Below are 16,487 nucleotides of genomic sequence, written 5' to 3' on the forward strand. Positions count from 1 at the left end.
TAATCGCTCCAATCGCAATGGACGAAGGTCTACGTTTCGCTATCCGTGAAGGTGGCCGTACAGTAGGTGCTGGTGTTGTTGCTAAGATCTTCGACTAATTCTTCGAATTGTCGCAAGCTCTGGGAAAATCTTTGAATAAGATTTGACTAAGCAATGCTAAAAAGGGCATCATTTGATGCCCTTTTTCTGCGCTACTATATATAGAGGCGCAAAATTCATTCAGTGACTGCTCATTGTATGAATTTAGAAAGGATTTTAAGGGTTGAGTTGGAAAGTAATTTCTACCTGAGCCTTTGGCTAAAATGTTGGTTTGACTCAAATTTAATCAACATTAAAGGAATAAGCCCTGCAGCAGCGGGGTTGTTGTCGTCTAGTTAGACTTGTCACAGGTTGGTTTTATGAAAGCAAACGCTGAAACTCCTGATAGCTCAAATGCAGCAGATGTAATGAAGTGGATTGTCGCTTTTGCTCTGCTAGCCGCCGCTGTTGTGGGTAATTACCTGTATGGAGAACTTTCTGTAGTTCTTCGCGCTGCAGGTGTAGTTGTATTGATTGCTGCGGCACTTGGTGTAGCAGCTACAACAACAAAAGGTAAGGCAGCGATCACGTTCGCACGTGAAGCTCGCGTAGAAGTTCGCAAAGTAGTTTGGCCTACACGCCAAGAAACAATGCAAACTACGCTGATTGTCCTTGCAGTAAGTATTGTAATGGCGCTTGCGTTATGGGGTATCGACGGCATTATGGTTCGTCTTGTTGCATTCATAACCGGGTTATAGAGGGTGTTAATTCATGAGTGAAGCTCCGAAAAAACGCTGGTACGTAGTTCAAGCCTTTTCTGGTTTTGAAGGACGTGTGGCTCAGTCTCTTCGCGAACATATTAAAATGCACGCAATGGAAGAGTACTTTGGCGAAGTGCTAGTACCGACTGAAGAAGTTGTGGAAATGCGCGCAGGCCAACGCCGTAAAAGCGAGCGTAAGTTCTTCCCAGGCTACGTTCTTGTTCAGATGATCATGAACGATGAGTCTTGGCACTTAGTACGCAGTGTGCCACGTGTCATGGGCTTCATTGGTGGTACCTCTGACCGTCCTGCACCTATCACTGATAAAGAAGCTGACGCTATCCTAAATCGTCTAGAGAAGGCTAGTGAAGCTCCTCGTCCAAGAACAATGTTCGAAGCGGGTGAAGTGGTACGTGTCAATGAAGGTCCATTTGCTGACTTCAACGGTACTGTTGAAGAAGTGGATTACGATAAGAGCCGCGTAAAAGTGTCTGTATCGATCTTTGGTCGTGCAACACCAGTTGAGCTTGAATTCGGTCAAGTGGATAAGCTTGACTAATACTCGATTTTAAAGAGTATAAAAAATCACCTTTTTAGGGTTGAATAGGGCGCGAATTATGCTTATAATTTCGCGCCTTTTTACAGCACTGGCTGTAGAAAGTTTTATCAAAACACGGGGAGCTTTCCACTCGGATAGCGTTTGAACCCAAAACTAGGAAATATCATGGCTAAGAAAGTTGAAGCTTATATCAAACTGCAAGTTGCAGCTGGTATGGCAAACCCAAGTCCACCGGTTGGTCCTGCTCTAGGTCAACACGGTGTGAACATCATGGAATTCTGTAAAGCGTTCAACGCAAAAACAGAATCTATTGAGAAAGGTCTACCGACTCCAGTAGTTATCACTGTTTACAACGACCGTTCTTTCACGTTCGTAACTAAGACTCCACCTGCTGCTGTTCTTCTTAAGAAAGCTGCTGGCGTTAAGTCTGGTTCAGGTCGTCCTAACACTGAAAAAGTGGGTACAGTGACTGACGCTCAAATCCAAGAAATCGCAGAAACTAAAGCTGCTGATATGACTGGTGCTGACATTGAAGCGATGAAGCGTTCTATTGCGGGTACTGCTCGTTCAATGGGCCTAGTGGTAGAGGGTTAAGATCATGGCAAAACTTACTAAGCGTATGCGCGTTATCCGCGAAAAAGTTGAAGTAACTAAAGAATACGAAATCAACGAAGCTGTAGCTCTTCTTAAAGAACTAGCAACTGCTAAATTCGTTGAGTCTGTAGACGTTGCTGTTAACCTAGGCATCGATGCTCGTAAATCTGACCAGAACGTACGTGGTGCAACTGTACTACCTCACGGTACTGGCCGCGAAATCCGCGTTGCAGTGTTCACTCAAGGTGCAAACGCTGAAGCAGCTAAAGAAGCTGGCGCAGACATCGTTGGTATGGAAGATCTTGCTGAGCAAGTTAAGAAAGGCGAAATGAACTTCGACGTAGTTGTTGCTTCTCCAGATGCAATGCGTGTTGTTGGTCAACTAGGTACTATCCTAGGTCCTCGCGGTCTTATGCCAAACCCTAAAGTTGGTACCGTAACTCCTAACGTTGCTGAAGCTGTTAAGAACGCTAAAGCTGGTCAGGTTCGTTACCGTAACGACAAAAACGGCATCATTCACACTACAATCGGTAAAGTGAACTTCGAAGCGAACCAACTACAAGAGAACCTAGAAGCTCTACTAGTTGCGCTTAAGAAAGCGAAGCCGTCTTCAGCGAAAGGTACTTTCCTGAAGAAAGTAAGCATCTCTACTACTATGGGTGCTGGTGTTTCTGTAGATCAATCTACACTAAACACTCAAGCTTAATTGCTTGCATAGGCGCAGAAATTATGTATAATTTTGCGCCTATCAAATTTGTGGTTGGGGCTGAAACTCCTTAGGGAATTTAGCCTCCGTCCAAGACCGTAGGCGTTCTGAAAAGAACTTAATCATACCTACGTAGATGGTGCCAGACTGAAAGGAAGTTGAACTTAACGTTTATCTTTCTTCTGGAAAAAGCACCGTATGAACTCCCAAAATCGTGAAGATTTCGGGTGGTGTAAAAACAACCAGGAGTAAATCCAAGATGGCTTTAAACCTTCAAGACAAAAAAGCAATTGTTGCTGAAGTCAACGAAGCAGCCAGTGGTGCACTTTCTGCAGTTGTAGCTGACTCTCGTGGCGTTGAAGTAGGCGCGATGACTTCTCTACGTAAACAAGCGCGTGAAGCGGGTGTTTACATGAGAGTTGTTCGTAACACTCTAGCACGCCGTGCAGTAGAAGGTACTGAGTATGAGTGTCTAACTGACACTTTCACTGGTCCAACTCTACTTGCATTCTCTAACGAGCACCCAGGTGCTGCAGCGCGTCTTTTCAAAGACTTCGCTAAAGAGAACAAAGAATTCGAGATCAAAGCTGCTGCATTTGAAGGCGCGGTTACTGATGCTGAAGTACTAGCGACACTACCAACTTACGACGAAGCAATTGCACGCCTAATGATGTGCATGAAAGAAGCTTCTGCAGGCAAGCTGGTACGTACTATCGCTGCACTACGCGACCAGAAGCAAGAAGAAGCTGCTTAATCAGCTTGCTTTTTACTGGTTGCAAAATAAACTTATTGTTGACTTAAAAGAGAATTGTTATGTCTATTACTAACGAGCAAATCCTAGACGCAGTTGCAGAAATGTCTGTAATGCAAGTTGTTGAGCTTATCGAAGCTATGGAAGAGAAATTCGGCGTATCTGCTGCAGCTGCTGTTGTAGCTGGCGGTGCTGCTGGTGGCGAAGCTGCTGCTGAGCAAACTGAATTCGACGTAATCCTAACTGCTGCTGGCGGTAACAAAGTTGCTGTTATCAAAGCGGTACGTGGCGCAACAGGTCTAGGCCTTAAAGAAGCTAAAGGTCTTGTAGACTCAGCTCCAGCACCTCTAAAAGAAGGCGTTGACAAAGCTGAAGCTGAAGCTCTTAAAGCTCAGCTAGAAGAAGCTGGTGCTTCTGTTGAAGTTAAGTAATTATTACTTAATTTCTTAGCCTAACAGGCTAATGGCTGGTGGTTTATTGACCACCGGCCTTTTTGCGCTGTAGGGCGTAGATGAATTTTCCTGCTGTTTAAGCATCTACGTACCATGCAAAAAACGTTGCTCGACGCTTGAGTTAACGTCACTACAGTAAACAGTTGTTAGTCACTGCCCCATACTCCACCTTAAGTAACTAGGATGGACGGGCAGTTTGGGTCACTTATCAGCGAGCTGAGGAACCCCATGGTTTACTCTTATACCGAGAAAAAGCGCATCCGTAAGGACTTTGGTACTCGTCCACAAGTTTTGGACATTCCATACCTGCTATCGATCCAGCTCGATTCGTTCGACAAATTTATCGAACAGGATCCTGAAGGACAATATGGACTTGAAGCTGCTTTTCGTTCTGTATTTCCGATTCAGAGCTATAACGGCAATTCTGAGCTGCAATACGTTAGCTACCGTCTTGGTGAGCCAGTATTTGACGTTAAAGAATGTCAAATTCGTGGCGTTACCTATTCAAAACCACTACGCGTAAAACTGCGCTTAGTTATCTTTGATAGAGACGCACCGGCAGGTACTGTAAAAGACATTAAAGAACAAGAAGTCTACATGGGCGAAATTCCGCTTATGACTGACAATGGTACCTTCGTTATCAATGGTACCGAGAGGGTTATCGTATCCCAGCTGCACCGAAGCCCAGGCGTGTTCTTCGACAGCGATAAGGGTAAGACTCACTCTTCAGGTAAAGTTCTTTATAACGCACGTGTTATTCCTTACCGTGGTTCATGGCTCGACTTCGAGTTTGACCCGAAAGATAACCTATACGTACGTATTGACCGTCGTCGTAAACTACCAGCATCGATCATTCTTCGTGCACTAGGTAAGACGTCGGAAGAAATCCTCGATATCTTCTTCGAAAAAGTAAACTTCGAAGTGAAAGACCAAACTCTACTTATGGAGTTGGTACCTGAGCGTCTACGTGGTGAGACTGCTTCATTCGATATCGAAGCCAATGGCAAGACTTATGTTGAGACTGGTCGTCGTGTTACTGCTCGTCACATCCGTCAACTTGAAAAAGATGGCGTTGAGTTCATTGAAGTACCTGTCGAGTACATCGTAGGTAAAGTAGCTTCTAAAGACTACATCAATGAAGCGACAGGTGAGATCATCGTTGGTGCAAACCAAGAGATCAGCCTAGAAGCATTAGCGAACCTATCTCAGGCAGGCGTTAAGAAACTAGAAGTTCTATTTACGAACGATCTAGATCACGGTCCGTTCATGTCTGACACACTACGTGTCGACAGCACGGTAGACCGCATCTCTGCGTTGGTAGAAATCTACCGCATGATGCGCCCTGGTGAGCCGCCAACAAAAGAAGCTGCAGAAGCACTATTCGAAAGCCTATTCTTCTCTGAAGAGCGTTATGATCTATCGACTGTTGGTCGTATGAAGTTTAACAGCTCTATCGGTCGTGAAGATGGCCTAGAGCAGGGTACGCTTGATGAGCAAGACATCATCGAAGTGATGAAGAAGCTTATCGCGATCCGTAACGGGATTGGTGAAGTTGATGATATCGACCACCTAGGTAACCGTCGTATCCGTTCTGTAGGTGAAATGGCTGAGAACCAATTCCGTGTTGGTCTTGTACGTGTTGAACGTGCAGTAAAAGAGCGTTTGAGCCTAGGTGACCTTGATGCAATCATGCCTCAAGACCTAATCAACGCTAAGCCTATTTCTGCGGCAGTTAAAGAATTCTTCGGTTCTTCACAGCTTTCTCAGTTTATGGACCAGAACAACCCGCTTTCAGAAGTAACGCACAAACGTCGTATTTCTGCATTGGGTCCTGGTGGTCTTACTCGTGAGCGTGCTGGCTTCGAAGTACGTGACGTACACGTAACTCACTACGGTCGTCTATGTCCTATCGAAACACCTGAAGGTCCGAACATCGGTCTAATTAACTCTCTATCTGCGTTTGCGCGTTGTAACGAGTACGGCTTCCTAGAGACGCCATACCGTCGCGTTGTAGATGGTGTAGTAACTGACGAAGTTGATTACCTATCAGCAATCGAAGAGGGCCAATTCGTTATCGCACAGGCTAACGCTGCGCTAACTGAAGAAGGTACTTTTGCTGACGAGCTAATCACTGCACGTCAAAAAGGTGAATCTGGTCTTCACCCACGCGACCATGTTAACTACATGGACGTTGCGACAAACCAAGTAGTATCTATCGCTGCATCGCTTATCCCGTTCCTAGAACACGATGATGCGAACCGTGCATTGATGGGTGCGAACATGCAACGTCAGGCTGTTCCAACACTTAAGGCTGACAAGCCTCTAGTTGGTACTGGTATCGAGCGCAATGTAGCGGTTGACTCTGGTGTTACAGCAGTAGCTAAACGTGGTGGTACAGTTCAGTCTGTAGATGCTTCTCGTATCGTTATCAAAGTTAACGAAGACGAGCTGATCCCTGGCGAAGCAGGTATCGACATCTACAACCTAACTAAGTACACGCGTTCTAACCAGAACACTTGTATTAACCAGCGCCCAACTGTACTACCTGGTGAACCAGTAGCACGTGGTGACGTTCTTGCTGATGGTCCTTCAACAGACCTTGGTGAACTAGCGCTTGGTCAAAACATGCGTATCGCGTTCATGCCTTGGAACGGTTACAACTTCGAAGACTCGATCTTAGTATCTGAGCGCGTAGTTCAAGAAGACCGCTTCACGACTATCCACATCCAAGAGCTTTCTTGTGTGGCACGTGATACTAAGCTGGGTTCTGAAGAGATCACAGCGGATATTCCAAACGTAGGTGAGTCTGCTCTGTCTAAACTAGACGAGTCAGGTATCGTTTACATCGGTGCTGAAGTTAAGGGTGGCGACATCCTAGTTGGTAAAGTAACGCCTAAAGGTGAAACTCAGCTAACTCCTGAAGAGAAGCTACTACGCGCGATCTTCGGTGAAAAAGCATCTGACGTTAAAGATACTTCACTACGTGTACCTAACTCTGTTTCAGGTACCATCATTGACGTTCAAGTCTTCACTCGCGATGGTGTAGAGAAAGACAAGCGTGCTCTAGAAATCGAGCAAATGCAGCTGAAAGAAGCGAAGAAAGACCTAACTGAAGAATTCCAGATTCTTGAGGGTGGCCTTCTAAACCGTGTGAAAGCTGTATTACTTCAAGGTGGTTACTCTGACGCTAAACTAGATACTATCGATCGTAAGAAGTGGCTAGAACTAACGCTAGAAGACGATGCATTGCAATCTCAGCTTGAGCAACTTGCAGAGCAGTACGACGAGCTACGTGCAGACTTTGATAAGAAGTTTGAAACTAAGCGTCGTAAGATCACTCAAGGTGATGACCTAGCGCCTGGCGTTCTTAAGATTGTTAAAGTTTACCTAGCGGTTAAACGTCGTATCCAGCCTGGTGATAAGATGGCGGGTCGTCACGGTAACAAGGGTGTTATCTCTAAGATCAACCCTGTTGAAGACATGCCTTACGATGAGAAGGGTCAACCTGTCGACATCGTACTTAACCCACTGGGTGTACCTTCGCGTATGAACATCGGTCAGATCCTTGAGGTTCACTTAGGTCTGGCAGCGAAAGGTATCGGTGACAAGATCAACCAGATGGTTAAAGAGCAGCAAGAGCTAGCGAAATTCCGCGAATTCCTGCAGAAGGTTTACGATCTAGGTGGTACTCGTCAGAACGTTGATATTGCATCACTGTCTGATGACGAAGTACGTACTTTGGTTAAGAACCTACGTGGCGGTCTACCGATTGCTACACCTGTCTTTGACGGTGCGTCTGAGAAGTCTATTAAAGAACTTCTAAAACTGGGTGACCTACCAGAATCTGGTCAGCTAACTCTGTTTGACGGTCGTACTGGTGATGCGTTTGAGCGTCCTGTAACTGTAGGTTACATGTACATGCTGAAACTGAACCACCTTGTTGATGACAAGATGCACGCTCGTTCAACTGGTTCGTACAGCCTAGTAACTCAGCAACCACTTGGTGGTAAAGCTCAGTTCGGTGGTCAGCGTTTCGGTGAGATGGAAGTATGGGCACTAGAAGCATACGGTGCAGCATATACGCTTCAAGAAATGCTAACGGTTAAGTCTGATGACGTTAACGGCCGTACGAAGATGTATAAGAACATCGTCGATGGTAACCACAGCATGGAACCTGGCATGCCAGAATCGTTCAACGTACTGTTGAAAGAGATCCGCTCGCTAGGTATCAACATCGAGCTAGAAGACGAATAATCCATCAGGATTATCTGGTAGAAAAGGGGCTCGCGCAGGTTTGCTGACCAAGCGAGCACCTTTTTAAACTCCTTACAGGAGCTGATTGTGAAAGACTTATTAAACTTTCTAAAAGCACAGCATAAGACCGAAGAATTTGATGCAATCAAAATCGGTCTATCTTCACCAGACATGATTCGTTCATGGTCTTTTGGTGAAGTTAAAAAACCTGAGACGATCAACTATCGTACGTTCAAACCTGAGCGCGATGGTCTGTTCTGTGCGCGTATTTTTGGTCCAGTTAAAGACTACGAATGTCTTTGTGGCAAATACAAGCGTCTGAAACACCGTGGTGTTATCTGTGAGAAGTGTGGCGTTGAAGTAACGCAAACTAAAGTTCGTCGTGACCGTATGGGCCACATCGAGCTTGCGTCTCCTGTCGCTCACATCTGGTTCCTAAAATCGCTACCATCTCGTATCGGTTTGCTAATGGACATCCCGCTACGTGATATCGAGCGTGTTCTTTACTTCGAAATGTACGTAGTAACTGAACCAGGTATGACGGATCTAGAAAAAGGTCAGATGCTAACTGAAGAAGAGTATCTTGATCGTCTAGAAGAATGGGGTGACGAATTCACTGCTAAGATGGGTGCAGAAGCGATCAAAGATCTGCTTGCCACTATGGACATGCACGCTGAAGCAGAGATGATGCGCGAAGAACTTGAGTCTACTAACTCAGAAACTAAGCGTAAGAAGATCACTAAGCGTCTGAAGCTAGTTGAAGCGTTCATTGCATCAGGTAACAACCCTGAGTGGATGATCCTAACTGTGCTTCCGGTTCTTCCGCCAGATCTACGTCCTCTAGTACCACTAGATGGCGGTCGTTTTGCAACGTCTGATCTGAACGATCTATACCGTCGCGTAATCAACCGTAACAACCGTTTGAAGCGTCTTCTAGAGCTAGCGGCTCCAGACATCATCGTACGTAACGAAAAGCGTATGTTGCAAGAGTCTGTTGATGCCCTTCTAGATAACGGTCGTCGCGGTCGTGCAATTACAGGTTCGAACAAGCGTCCTCTGAAATCTCTTGCTGATATGATCAAGGGTAAACAAGGTCGTTTCCGTCAGAACCTACTTGGTAAGCGTGTAGACTACTCTGGCCGTTCTGTAATCACAGTAGGTCCATACCTTCGTCTACACCAGTGTGGTCTTCCTAAGAAGATGGCACTAGAGCTATTCAAACCATTTATCTACAGCAAGCTAGAAACTCGTGGCATGGCGACGACAATCAAAGCAGCTAAGAAGATGGTAGAGCGCGAAGAAGCGATCGTTTGGGATATCCTAGACGAAGTAATCCGCGAGCACCCAGTACTATTGAACCGTGCACCAACACTTCACCGTCTTGGTATCCAGGCGTTCGAGCCAGTACTAATCGAAGGTAAAGCGATTCAGCTACACCCACTAGTGTGTGCGGCGTATAACGCGGACTTCGATGGTGACCAAATGGCGGTTCACGTGCCTCTAACTCTAGAAGCACAGCTTGAAGCTCGTACACTGATGATGTCGACAAACAACATTCTGTCGCCAGCGTCGGGTGATCCGATCATCGTACCTTCTCAGGACGTTGTATTGGGTCTTTACTACATGACTCGTGAAAAGATCAACGTGAAAGGTGAAGGTATGTACCTTGCTGGCCCTGAAGAGGCTGAGAAGGCATACCGTACTAAGAGCGCAGAGCTACACGCTCGCGTTAAAGTACGTATCACTGAAACGGTAGTGGACGAAGATGGCAACAGCACAACAGAAACGAAGATGGTCGATACGACTATCGGTCGTGCAATGCTGTGGCAAATCGTTCCTGCAGGTCTTCCATACAGCTTGGTAAACCAAAAGCTAGGTAAGAAGCAAATCTCTAACCTACTTAACGAGGCTTACCGTAAGCTGGGTCTGAAAGATACAGTAATCTTTGCTGACCAAGTGATGTACGCAGGTTTTGCATACGCTGCACTTTCTGGTGTATCAGTTGGTATCGATGACATGGTTGTACCTCAAGCGAAGTACGACGAAATCGAATCAGCGGAAGAAGAAGTTCGCGAAATTCAAGAACAGTTCCAATCTGGTCTTGTAACTGCGGGTGAGCGCTACAACAAAGTGATCGATATTTGGGCATCGACCAACGATCGCGTAGCGAAAGCGATGATGGACAACCTTTCATCTGAAACGGTAATTAACCGTGAAGGTGCGGAAGAGCAACAAGAGTCATTCAACAGCATCTATATGATGGCTGACTCGGGCGCTCGTGGTTCTGCAGCTCAGATTCGTCAGCTAGCTGGTATGCGTGGTCTGATGGCTCGTCCAGATGGCTCAATCATCGAAACACCGATCACTGCGAACTTTAAAGAAGGTCTAAACGTACTTCAGTACTTTATCTCAACGCACGGTGCTCGTAAGGGTCTTGCGGATACGGCACTGAAGACAGCGAACTCGGGTTACCTAACTCGTCGTCTAGTAGACGTTGCTCAGGACGTAGTTGTTCACGAGCACGACTGTGGTACGCACGAAGGTATCGATATGATGCCTCATATCGAAGGTGGTGACGTTAAAGTTGCACTTTCTGAGCTAGCGCTTGGTCGTGTAGTTGCTGAAGACGTTCTTAAGCCAGGTACTGAAGATGTTCTGATTCCACGTAACACTCTAATTGATGAGAAGTGGTGTCAGATCATGGAAGATAACTCTGTAGATAGCATGAAAGTGCGCTCAGTAGTTACCTGTGATGCAGACTTCGGTTGTTGTGCACAGTGTTACGGTCGTGACCTAGCACGTGGTCACCTAGTGAACCAAGGTGAAGCAGTGGGCGTTATCGCTGCTCAGTCTATCGGTGAACCGGGTACACAGCTTACGATGCGTACGTTCCACATCGGTGGTGCGGCATCTACTGCAGCAGCAGAGAACAGCATCCAGGCGAAAAACACAGGTTCTGTGAAGCTTCACAACGCTAAGTTTGTTATCAACAAAGATAAGAAACTGGTTATCACCTCTCGTGCGTCAGAAATGACGATTATCGATGAGTTTGGCCGTACTAAAGAGAAGCACAAACTTCCTTACGGTTCATTGCTAACTAAAGGTGATGGCGATGCAGTTCAAGCTGGTGAAACAGTAGCGAACTGGGAAGCGCACACGCTGCCAATCATTACTGAAGTAGCGGGTCGTATCCAATTCGTAGACATGATCGATGGCGTAACTGTTTCTCGTCAAACAGATGACCTAACAGGTCTATCTTCAAGCGAAGTAACAGAAGCAGCCGCTCGCCCAGCAGCAGGTAAAGATATGCGTCCAGCTATCAAACTTGTTGATGAGCATGGTAAAGACGTAATGATCGCAGGCACAGAAATGCCAGCACTTTACTTCCTACCAGGTAAAGCGATTGTGAACATCGAAGATGGCGCAGAAGTAGGTGTGGGTGACACGTTAGCACGTATCCCACAAAAATCTGGCGGTAACAAAGATATCACCGGTGGTCTACCTCGCGTTGCGGACCTATTCGAAGCTCGTAAACCAAAAGAGCCAGCAATTCTTGCTGAGCACTCTGGTACCGTTTCATTCGGTAAAGAGACGAAAGGTAAGCGTCGTCTAATCATCACTCGTGATGGTGGCGATAACTACGAAGAGATGATTCCTAAGCATCGTCAGCTAAACGTGTTCGAAGGTGAGCGCGTTGAGCGTGGTGACGTAATCGCTGATGGTCCAGAAACTCCGCATGACATTCTACGTCTGCGTGGTATTCACGCTGTGACTCAATACATCGCGAACGAAGTTCAAGAAGTATACCGTCTACAGGGTGTAAAGATTAACGATAAGCACATCGAGACTATCGTTCGTCAAATGCTACGTAAGTGTACAATCACGCATGCAGGTGACTCTGAGTTCCTACCAGGCGAGCAGGTTGAATACTCAAGCGTTAAGATCGCAAACCGTCAGCTAGAAGCTGAAGGCAAAGAACTTGTACGTTTTGAGCGTGACCTACTAGGTATCACTAAGGCATCTCTAGCAACAGAATCGTTCATCTCTGCGGCATCGTTCCAAGAAACGACGCGCGTACTAACAGAGGCAGCGGTATCTGGTAAGCGTGATGATCTACGTGGTCTGAAAGAGAACGTTATCGTGGGTCGTCTGATCCCAGCGGGTACTGGTTTTGCGTATCACCAAGACCGTCAAGCTAAGCGTGACGAAGCTCAGGAAGGTCCATCAGCTGAACAAGCGACGGATAACCTAGCTGCGCTACTAAACGCAGGTTTCTCTTCTGACGAGTAATCGTAGAAAGAAATGACAAAAGGCGCCGAAAGGCGCCTTTTTTGTATCTGAATTTTCGCTCTATTGCCATTGCGGTGCAGACAGGAATCTGGCTGAGGTTTGGTGAGACCCCTGCCTTCGCAGGGGTGACGATGGTCTCAGGTACGATATTTTTTAAATAGGCTAGTTCATAGCTACCGTCATTCCTGTGCGGACAGGAATCTAGCTGAGACTTGGTATTAGTTTATGAGTAGACCCCTGCCTTCGCAGGGGTGACGATAGTCTTAGATGACAATGGTTTCGGGGGACGATGGTTTCAGGTGCGATAATTTTTAAATAGGCTAATTCATAGCTACCGTCATTCCGGTGTAGACAGGAATCTAGCTGAGGCCTAGAGACCCACGTTGAGTAGCCCCCTGCCTTCGCAAGGGTGACGAAAGTCTAGGGTGATGATGGTATAGAAGGCGAAGACGCAACAGAACAGACCCTCACTGCGGGCCTGTCAAAGCTATAAGCCTATTGTTGCTAACAATCGCGTCCTCTACGCCCCTGGTGGAATCGCTAAACTATCAGCAATCAGTTGGATCAGCTTATCTTCTACCGCAAAGCGTAACTCTAAGATCTCCCCAACTTTTGACATGTCCTGTTCGAAACTAGGCATCTCATCATCCACTTTCTTGTACTTATCATTGAATTCAAGCAGTGGATCAGTGGTCAGGACAATCTTGGCGTAAGCGGCATCAATCTCATCGTTGGTCTTGAAGCCAGTCGCTTTCCACTTATCCATGACCATATCGTAGATCTTAAAATGACCTTCAGAGATATAGTCGACAAGATGGTCGCAAAAGGAACCGATGTCTTTAGGAGAAGGCAGCTCGACGACGTTGGATTGAGCTTGAGAAGGTTGCAGAGAACCAAGCTTACAGTATTCGACGATAAGCGCTTGGCGAGTTTCTAGCCAGTGGTCGATGACTTCGCTGGAGCCACCCCATTGTTCTTGTACTTGTTTGAATTTATTTAACATGACCATGTCCTCATGATCGGGACCGCAATAGGCAGTCTCTAGCTTTGTAATGACAAAGAGTTACTGAGAAGTCGTTTCTCATGGTACCAGAATTAGAATTTCGTTTTTCTAGCTGGTATGAATTTAGATTGCCAGTAAAATGGTCGAACTGCAAGCAATGAGGATTCATGATGTTAAAAAAAAGTGAAAACCACATTCATCAAGCTTATTGGTGTGTGGTGTCAGGGAACGAACTATGGCTTGTAGACGGTGAGGTGCCGCAGGGTTCGGCGGAGCAATTTCAACTCCCAGCGGCGCAGGCTATTCAGGTTGGAGAGTTTGAAGGTACACCAGTAATGTGGCTCAATGATGCAGACCTAGACGGTGAGCGACCACTTACTTCTTTACGTGAGTTACTGCATTTACCAGAGGCGCTTTTCTACCAGTTATCCAAAGCTATCCAATATGGCTACATGAGTCAGTCGATGCGATTTTGCCCTCAATGTGGTGGACGAAATCATCTCAATCACAATCAACTGGCTATGCAATGCCAAGATTGCCGAACGCTACATTATCCACGAATTTTCCCATGCATTATTGTGGCGGTCCGCAAAGGGTCGCAGATTCTATTAGCTCAGCATAATCGCCATGCAGGCGGCATGTATACCGTGATTGCTGGGTTTTTAGAAGTGGGCGAAACCCTAGAAACATGTGTCGCACGCGAAGTGGAAGAGGAAACGGGCATTAAGGTGGGGAACATTCGCTATTTCGGCAGCCAACCTTGGGCGTTTCCATCAAGCATGATGATGGCGTTTTTGGCTGATTATGAGAGTGGTGAAATTAAACCTGACTTCTCCGAGCTGAAAGATGCGCAGTGGTTTGAAACCAATGCACTGCCTCTAGTGGCACCAGAAGGGACCATTGCCCGAGCATTGATCAATGCCACGGCAGAGCAAGTTAAGTAGGATAAAAAAAACCCTCCGCAAGCGGAGGGGGTAAGTAAGATGTCGTTATGAGATGCTGAGTGCGATACTCAGTTGTATTATTGTAATTTTCGCTAGCAAACAAACTTTTAACATTCCTATTAATGGGTTGCAAATTCGCTATTAGATTGGTCATTAATAATATGATCTGGCTTGCAAAGTGACTCTTTTTTGAGCGTTCAAGCATAAGACCGGATAGCCCTCAAATTTTGGTAAAAGAATTGTTATCTATGGCTGCACACGGTCAACGATTAGCGTTAAACTAACGCCTTTCGAATTGGAGAAAAAAGAATGACGGAATTAAAGAACGATCGCTATCTTCGAGCGTTGTTAAAGCAACCTGTAGATTACACACCAGTATGGATGATGCGCCAAGCAGGACGTTACCTGCCTGAGTATCGCGAAACACGTGCTGTGGCTGGTGACTTTATGTCTTTGTGTAAGAACGCCGAGTTAGCATCTGAAGTGACGCTACAGCCGCTTCGTCGTTTCCCACTCGACGCTGCCATTCTGTTTTCTGACATCCTGACTATTCCAGATGCGATGGGCTTAGGTTTGCACTTTGAAGCGGGTGAAGGTCCTAAGTTTGAACGTCCTATTACTTGCAAAGCAGACGTCGACAAAATTGGTTTACCTGATCCAGAAGGCGAGCTGCAATATGTAATGAATGCAGTACGTCAAATTCGTAAAGACTTGAATGGCGATGTACCACTTATCGGTTTCTCTGGCAGTCCTTGGACGCTGGCGACATACATGGTTGAAGGGGGCAGTTCGAAAGCCTTCACTAAGATCAAAAAGATGATGTACGCAGAGCCACAAATTCTGCACGCACTACTGGATAAGTTAGCGGACAGTGTTATTGAGTATCTTAATGCGCAAATTAAAGCGGGTGCCCAATCGGTCATGGTATTTGATACATGGGGCGGTGTATTGACACCTCGTGATTACAACTTGTTCTCACTTCAGTACATGCACAAGATTGTTGATGGTCTTATACGTGAAAACGACGGTCGTCGCGTTCCAGTAACGCTATTTACTAAGAATGGCGGCATGTGGCTTGAACAAATCGCAGCGACAGGCTGTGACGCAGTAGGTCTAGACTGGACGATTAACATCGCGGACGCTAAAGCGCGTATCGGCGACAAAGTGGCACTGCAAGGTAACATGGACCCATCAATGCTTTACGCTCAGCCAGAGCGCATTCGTGAAGAAGTTGCGACCATTCTGGAAGGCTTCGGTGATGGTGGCACTGGTCACGTCTTCAACTTAGGCCATGGTATTCATCTAGATGTGCCACCTGAAAATGCAGGTGTATTTGTTGAAGCGGTGCACGAGTTATCTAAACCGTATCACAAGTAAATCAAGCTAATGTTTTTTTAAAGCCGTCATCTTAAGCAGATGACGGCTTTTTTTCTTTTTTTGACTAAGCTAAACAGAGGCACTCGTTAAGAGGACTGATTATGTTTAAAGTGGTCACCCCATTCCTTACTTCGCTGCTCTTTCTCATTGGTTGCGCCTCTGATGTGGCGACGGATTACGACTCAAGTACTAACTTCTCAGCATTCAAAACCTATCAATATCAAGAAAACAGTGCAGATCCTGTTAGCCTTGATGGAGCTCGCATCAAAAAAGCGGTCGATAATGAAATGGCATTACGAGGGCTGACGCTGGTGGATAAAGATGCCGATGTGCTGGTGTATTATGACATCCTAGAAGGTACAGAGTTGTTGGCGGACGGGCCAAGTTTCGGTTTCGGTATCGGGTCAGGTGGATACAACAGTGCTTATGGAGTAGGGGTTAGGACGCCAACTCGAGTGAAAGAGAAGAAGTTCTGTAAACTAAGCGTTGAGCTTATTGATGCCAAATCGAATGATGTGGTATGGCGCTCGGTGTCACAGCGCCAATTGACTGAAACCATGGAGCCCGCAGATAGAGATGTGTTTGTGCAAGAGCAGGTGCACAAGATGTTTGAAGAATACCCTACAAAATAGTTTATCTGTGTCAGGTGGCTTACTACATACGTCATTCCACTGGCTGCGAGTGGTGTGACTGTTTTTTAGTATGACTGATTCACAACTCACGTCATTCCAGCGAAGGCTGGAATCTATTTAAGGCTTGGTGCGTCCGTTGAGAAGAC

Annotated in this window: 12 protein-coding genes and 1 pseudogene; 12 read left to right on the forward strand and 1 reads right to left on the reverse strand. The window is 46.2% G+C overall.

The window, feature by feature from the left end:
* From L2W36_RS26625 to rpoC, 9 genes and pseudogenes are all read left to right on the forward strand, one after another.
* A pseudogene (locus tag L2W36_RS26625) lies at nucleotides 1–98 on the forward strand (elongation factor Tu); the annotation flags it as partial.
* Between the two features lie 300 nt (nucleotides 99–398).
* A complete protein-coding gene (gene secE / locus L2W36_RS26630; protein WP_031496664.1) occupies nucleotides 399–776 on the forward strand; it encodes a preprotein translocase subunit SecE in 378 nt (125 codons plus the stop codon).
* Between the two features lie 13 nt (nucleotides 777–789).
* Nucleotides 790–1,338, forward strand: a complete 549-nt coding sequence (gene nusG / locus L2W36_RS26635; RefSeq protein ID WP_031496663.1) for a transcription termination/antitermination protein NusG — start codon at nucleotides 790–792, stop codon at nucleotides 1,336–1,338.
* 165 nt (nucleotides 1,339–1,503) lie between these two features.
* A complete protein-coding gene (gene rplK, locus L2W36_RS26640; RefSeq protein WP_008078231.1) occupies nucleotides 1,504–1,932 on the forward strand; it encodes a 50S ribosomal protein L11 in 429 nt (142 codons plus the stop codon).
* Nucleotides 1,933–1,936: 4 nt separating this feature from the next.
* Nucleotides 1,937–2,638, forward strand: a complete 702-nt coding sequence (rplA, locus tag L2W36_RS26645; protein ID WP_031496662.1) for a 50S ribosomal protein L1 — start codon at nucleotides 1,937–1,939, stop codon at nucleotides 2,636–2,638.
* A gap of 259 nt (nucleotides 2,639–2,897) precedes the next feature.
* Nucleotides 2,898–3,392 carry a 50S ribosomal protein L10 gene (gene rplJ, locus L2W36_RS26650; protein WP_038231063.1) on the forward strand — a complete coding sequence of 165 codons (495 nt, stop codon included), beginning with the start codon at nucleotides 2,898–2,900 and terminating at the stop codon, nucleotides 3,390–3,392.
* 59 nt (nucleotides 3,393–3,451) lie between these two features.
* Nucleotides 3,452–3,820 carry a 50S ribosomal protein L7/L12 gene (gene rplL / locus L2W36_RS26655; protein ID WP_031493851.1) on the forward strand — a complete coding sequence of 123 codons (369 nt, stop codon included), beginning with the start codon at nucleotides 3,452–3,454 and terminating at the stop codon, nucleotides 3,818–3,820.
* 249 nt (nucleotides 3,821–4,069) lie between these two features.
* Complete coding sequence (rpoB, locus tag L2W36_RS26660; protein ID WP_006071304.1) at nucleotides 4,070–8,095, forward strand: DNA-directed RNA polymerase subunit beta; 4,026 nt, start codon at nucleotides 4,070–4,072, stop codon at nucleotides 8,093–8,095.
* An 87-nt stretch (nucleotides 8,096–8,182) separates the two neighbouring features.
* Complete coding sequence (gene rpoC, locus L2W36_RS26665) at nucleotides 8,183–12,385, forward strand: DNA-directed RNA polymerase subunit beta' (RefSeq protein ID WP_006071303.1); 4,203 nt, start codon at nucleotides 8,183–8,185, stop codon at nucleotides 12,383–12,385.
* Nucleotides 12,386–12,905: 520 nt separating this feature from the next.
* On the opposite strand, the gene L2W36_RS26670 is transcribed toward rpoC, so the two are convergent.
* The gene (locus L2W36_RS26670; protein ID WP_031493852.1) at nucleotides 12,906–13,394 is read right to left on the reverse strand and encodes an Rsd/AlgQ family anti-sigma factor; all 489 of its coding nucleotides are present in this window, start codon (nucleotides 13,392–13,394) and stop codon (nucleotides 12,906–12,908) included.
* Nucleotides 13,395–13,558: 164 nt separating this feature from the next.
* Here L2W36_RS26670 and nudC point away from each other — a divergent pair, with 164 nt between their 5' ends.
* The 3 genes from nudC to L2W36_RS26685 all read left to right on the forward strand — a co-directional run bounded on the left by nudC (nucleotide 13,559) and on the right by L2W36_RS26685 (nucleotide 16,341).
* A complete protein-coding gene (gene nudC, locus L2W36_RS26675; RefSeq protein ID WP_124941201.1) occupies nucleotides 13,559–14,332 on the forward strand; it encodes an NAD(+) diphosphatase in 774 nt (257 codons plus the stop codon).
* Nucleotides 14,333–14,641: 309 nt separating this feature from the next.
* Nucleotides 14,642–15,709 (forward strand): uroporphyrinogen decarboxylase, encoded by a 1,068-nt coding sequence (hemE, locus tag L2W36_RS26680; RefSeq protein ID WP_006071299.1) that lies wholly within the window; start codon nucleotides 14,642–14,644, stop codon nucleotides 15,707–15,709.
* Between the two features lie 101 nt (nucleotides 15,710–15,810).
* On the forward strand, nucleotides 15,811–16,341 hold the full coding sequence (locus L2W36_RS26685; RefSeq protein ID WP_236112002.1) for a DUF4136 domain-containing protein: 531 nt from the start codon (nucleotides 15,811–15,813) through the stop codon (nucleotides 16,339–16,341).
* The last annotated feature ends 146 nt before the right edge of the window (nucleotides 16,342–16,487 follow it).

Origin of the sequence: Vibrio sp. McD22-P3, from assembly GCF_021568915.1 — a bacterium.
Lineage (GTDB): Bacteria > Pseudomonadota > Gammaproteobacteria > Enterobacterales > Vibrionaceae > Vibrio > Vibrio mediterranei.

Bases quoted from the DNA above. Each gene is read 5' to 3' on its own strand.
- secE (WP_031496664.1), top strand. From the start codon at position 399: ATGAAAGCAAACGCTGAAACTCCTGATAGCTCAAATGCAGCAGATGTA.
- nusG (WP_031496663.1), top strand. From the start codon at position 790: ATGAGTGAAGCTCCGAAAAAACGCTGGTACGTAGTTCAAGCCTTTTCT.
- rplK (WP_008078231.1), top strand. From the start codon at position 1,504: ATGGCTAAGAAAGTTGAAGCTTATATCAAACTGCAAGTTGCAGCTGGT.
- rplA (WP_031496662.1), top strand. From the start codon at position 1,937: ATGGCAAAACTTACTAAGCGTATGCGCGTTATCCGCGAAAAAGTTGAA.
- rplJ (WP_038231063.1), top strand. From the start codon at position 2,898: ATGGCTTTAAACCTTCAAGACAAAAAAGCAATTGTTGCTGAAGTCAAC.
- rplL (WP_031493851.1), top strand. From the start codon at position 3,452: ATGTCTATTACTAACGAGCAAATCCTAGACGCAGTTGCAGAAATGTCT.
- rpoB (WP_006071304.1), top strand. From the start codon at position 4,070: ATGGTTTACTCTTATACCGAGAAAAAGCGCATCCGTAAGGACTTTGGT.
- L2W36_RS26670 (WP_031493852.1), bottom strand. From the start codon at position 13,394: ATGGTCATGTTAAATAAATTCAAACAAGTACAAGAACAATGGGGTGGC.
- nudC (WP_124941201.1), top strand. From the start codon at position 13,559: ATGTTAAAAAAAAGTGAAAACCACATTCATCAAGCTTATTGGTGTGTG.
- hemE (WP_006071299.1), top strand. From the start codon at position 14,642: ATGACGGAATTAAAGAACGATCGCTATCTTCGAGCGTTGTTAAAGCAA.
- L2W36_RS26685 (WP_236112002.1), top strand. From the start codon at position 15,811: ATGTTTAAAGTGGTCACCCCATTCCTTACTTCGCTGCTCTTTCTCATT.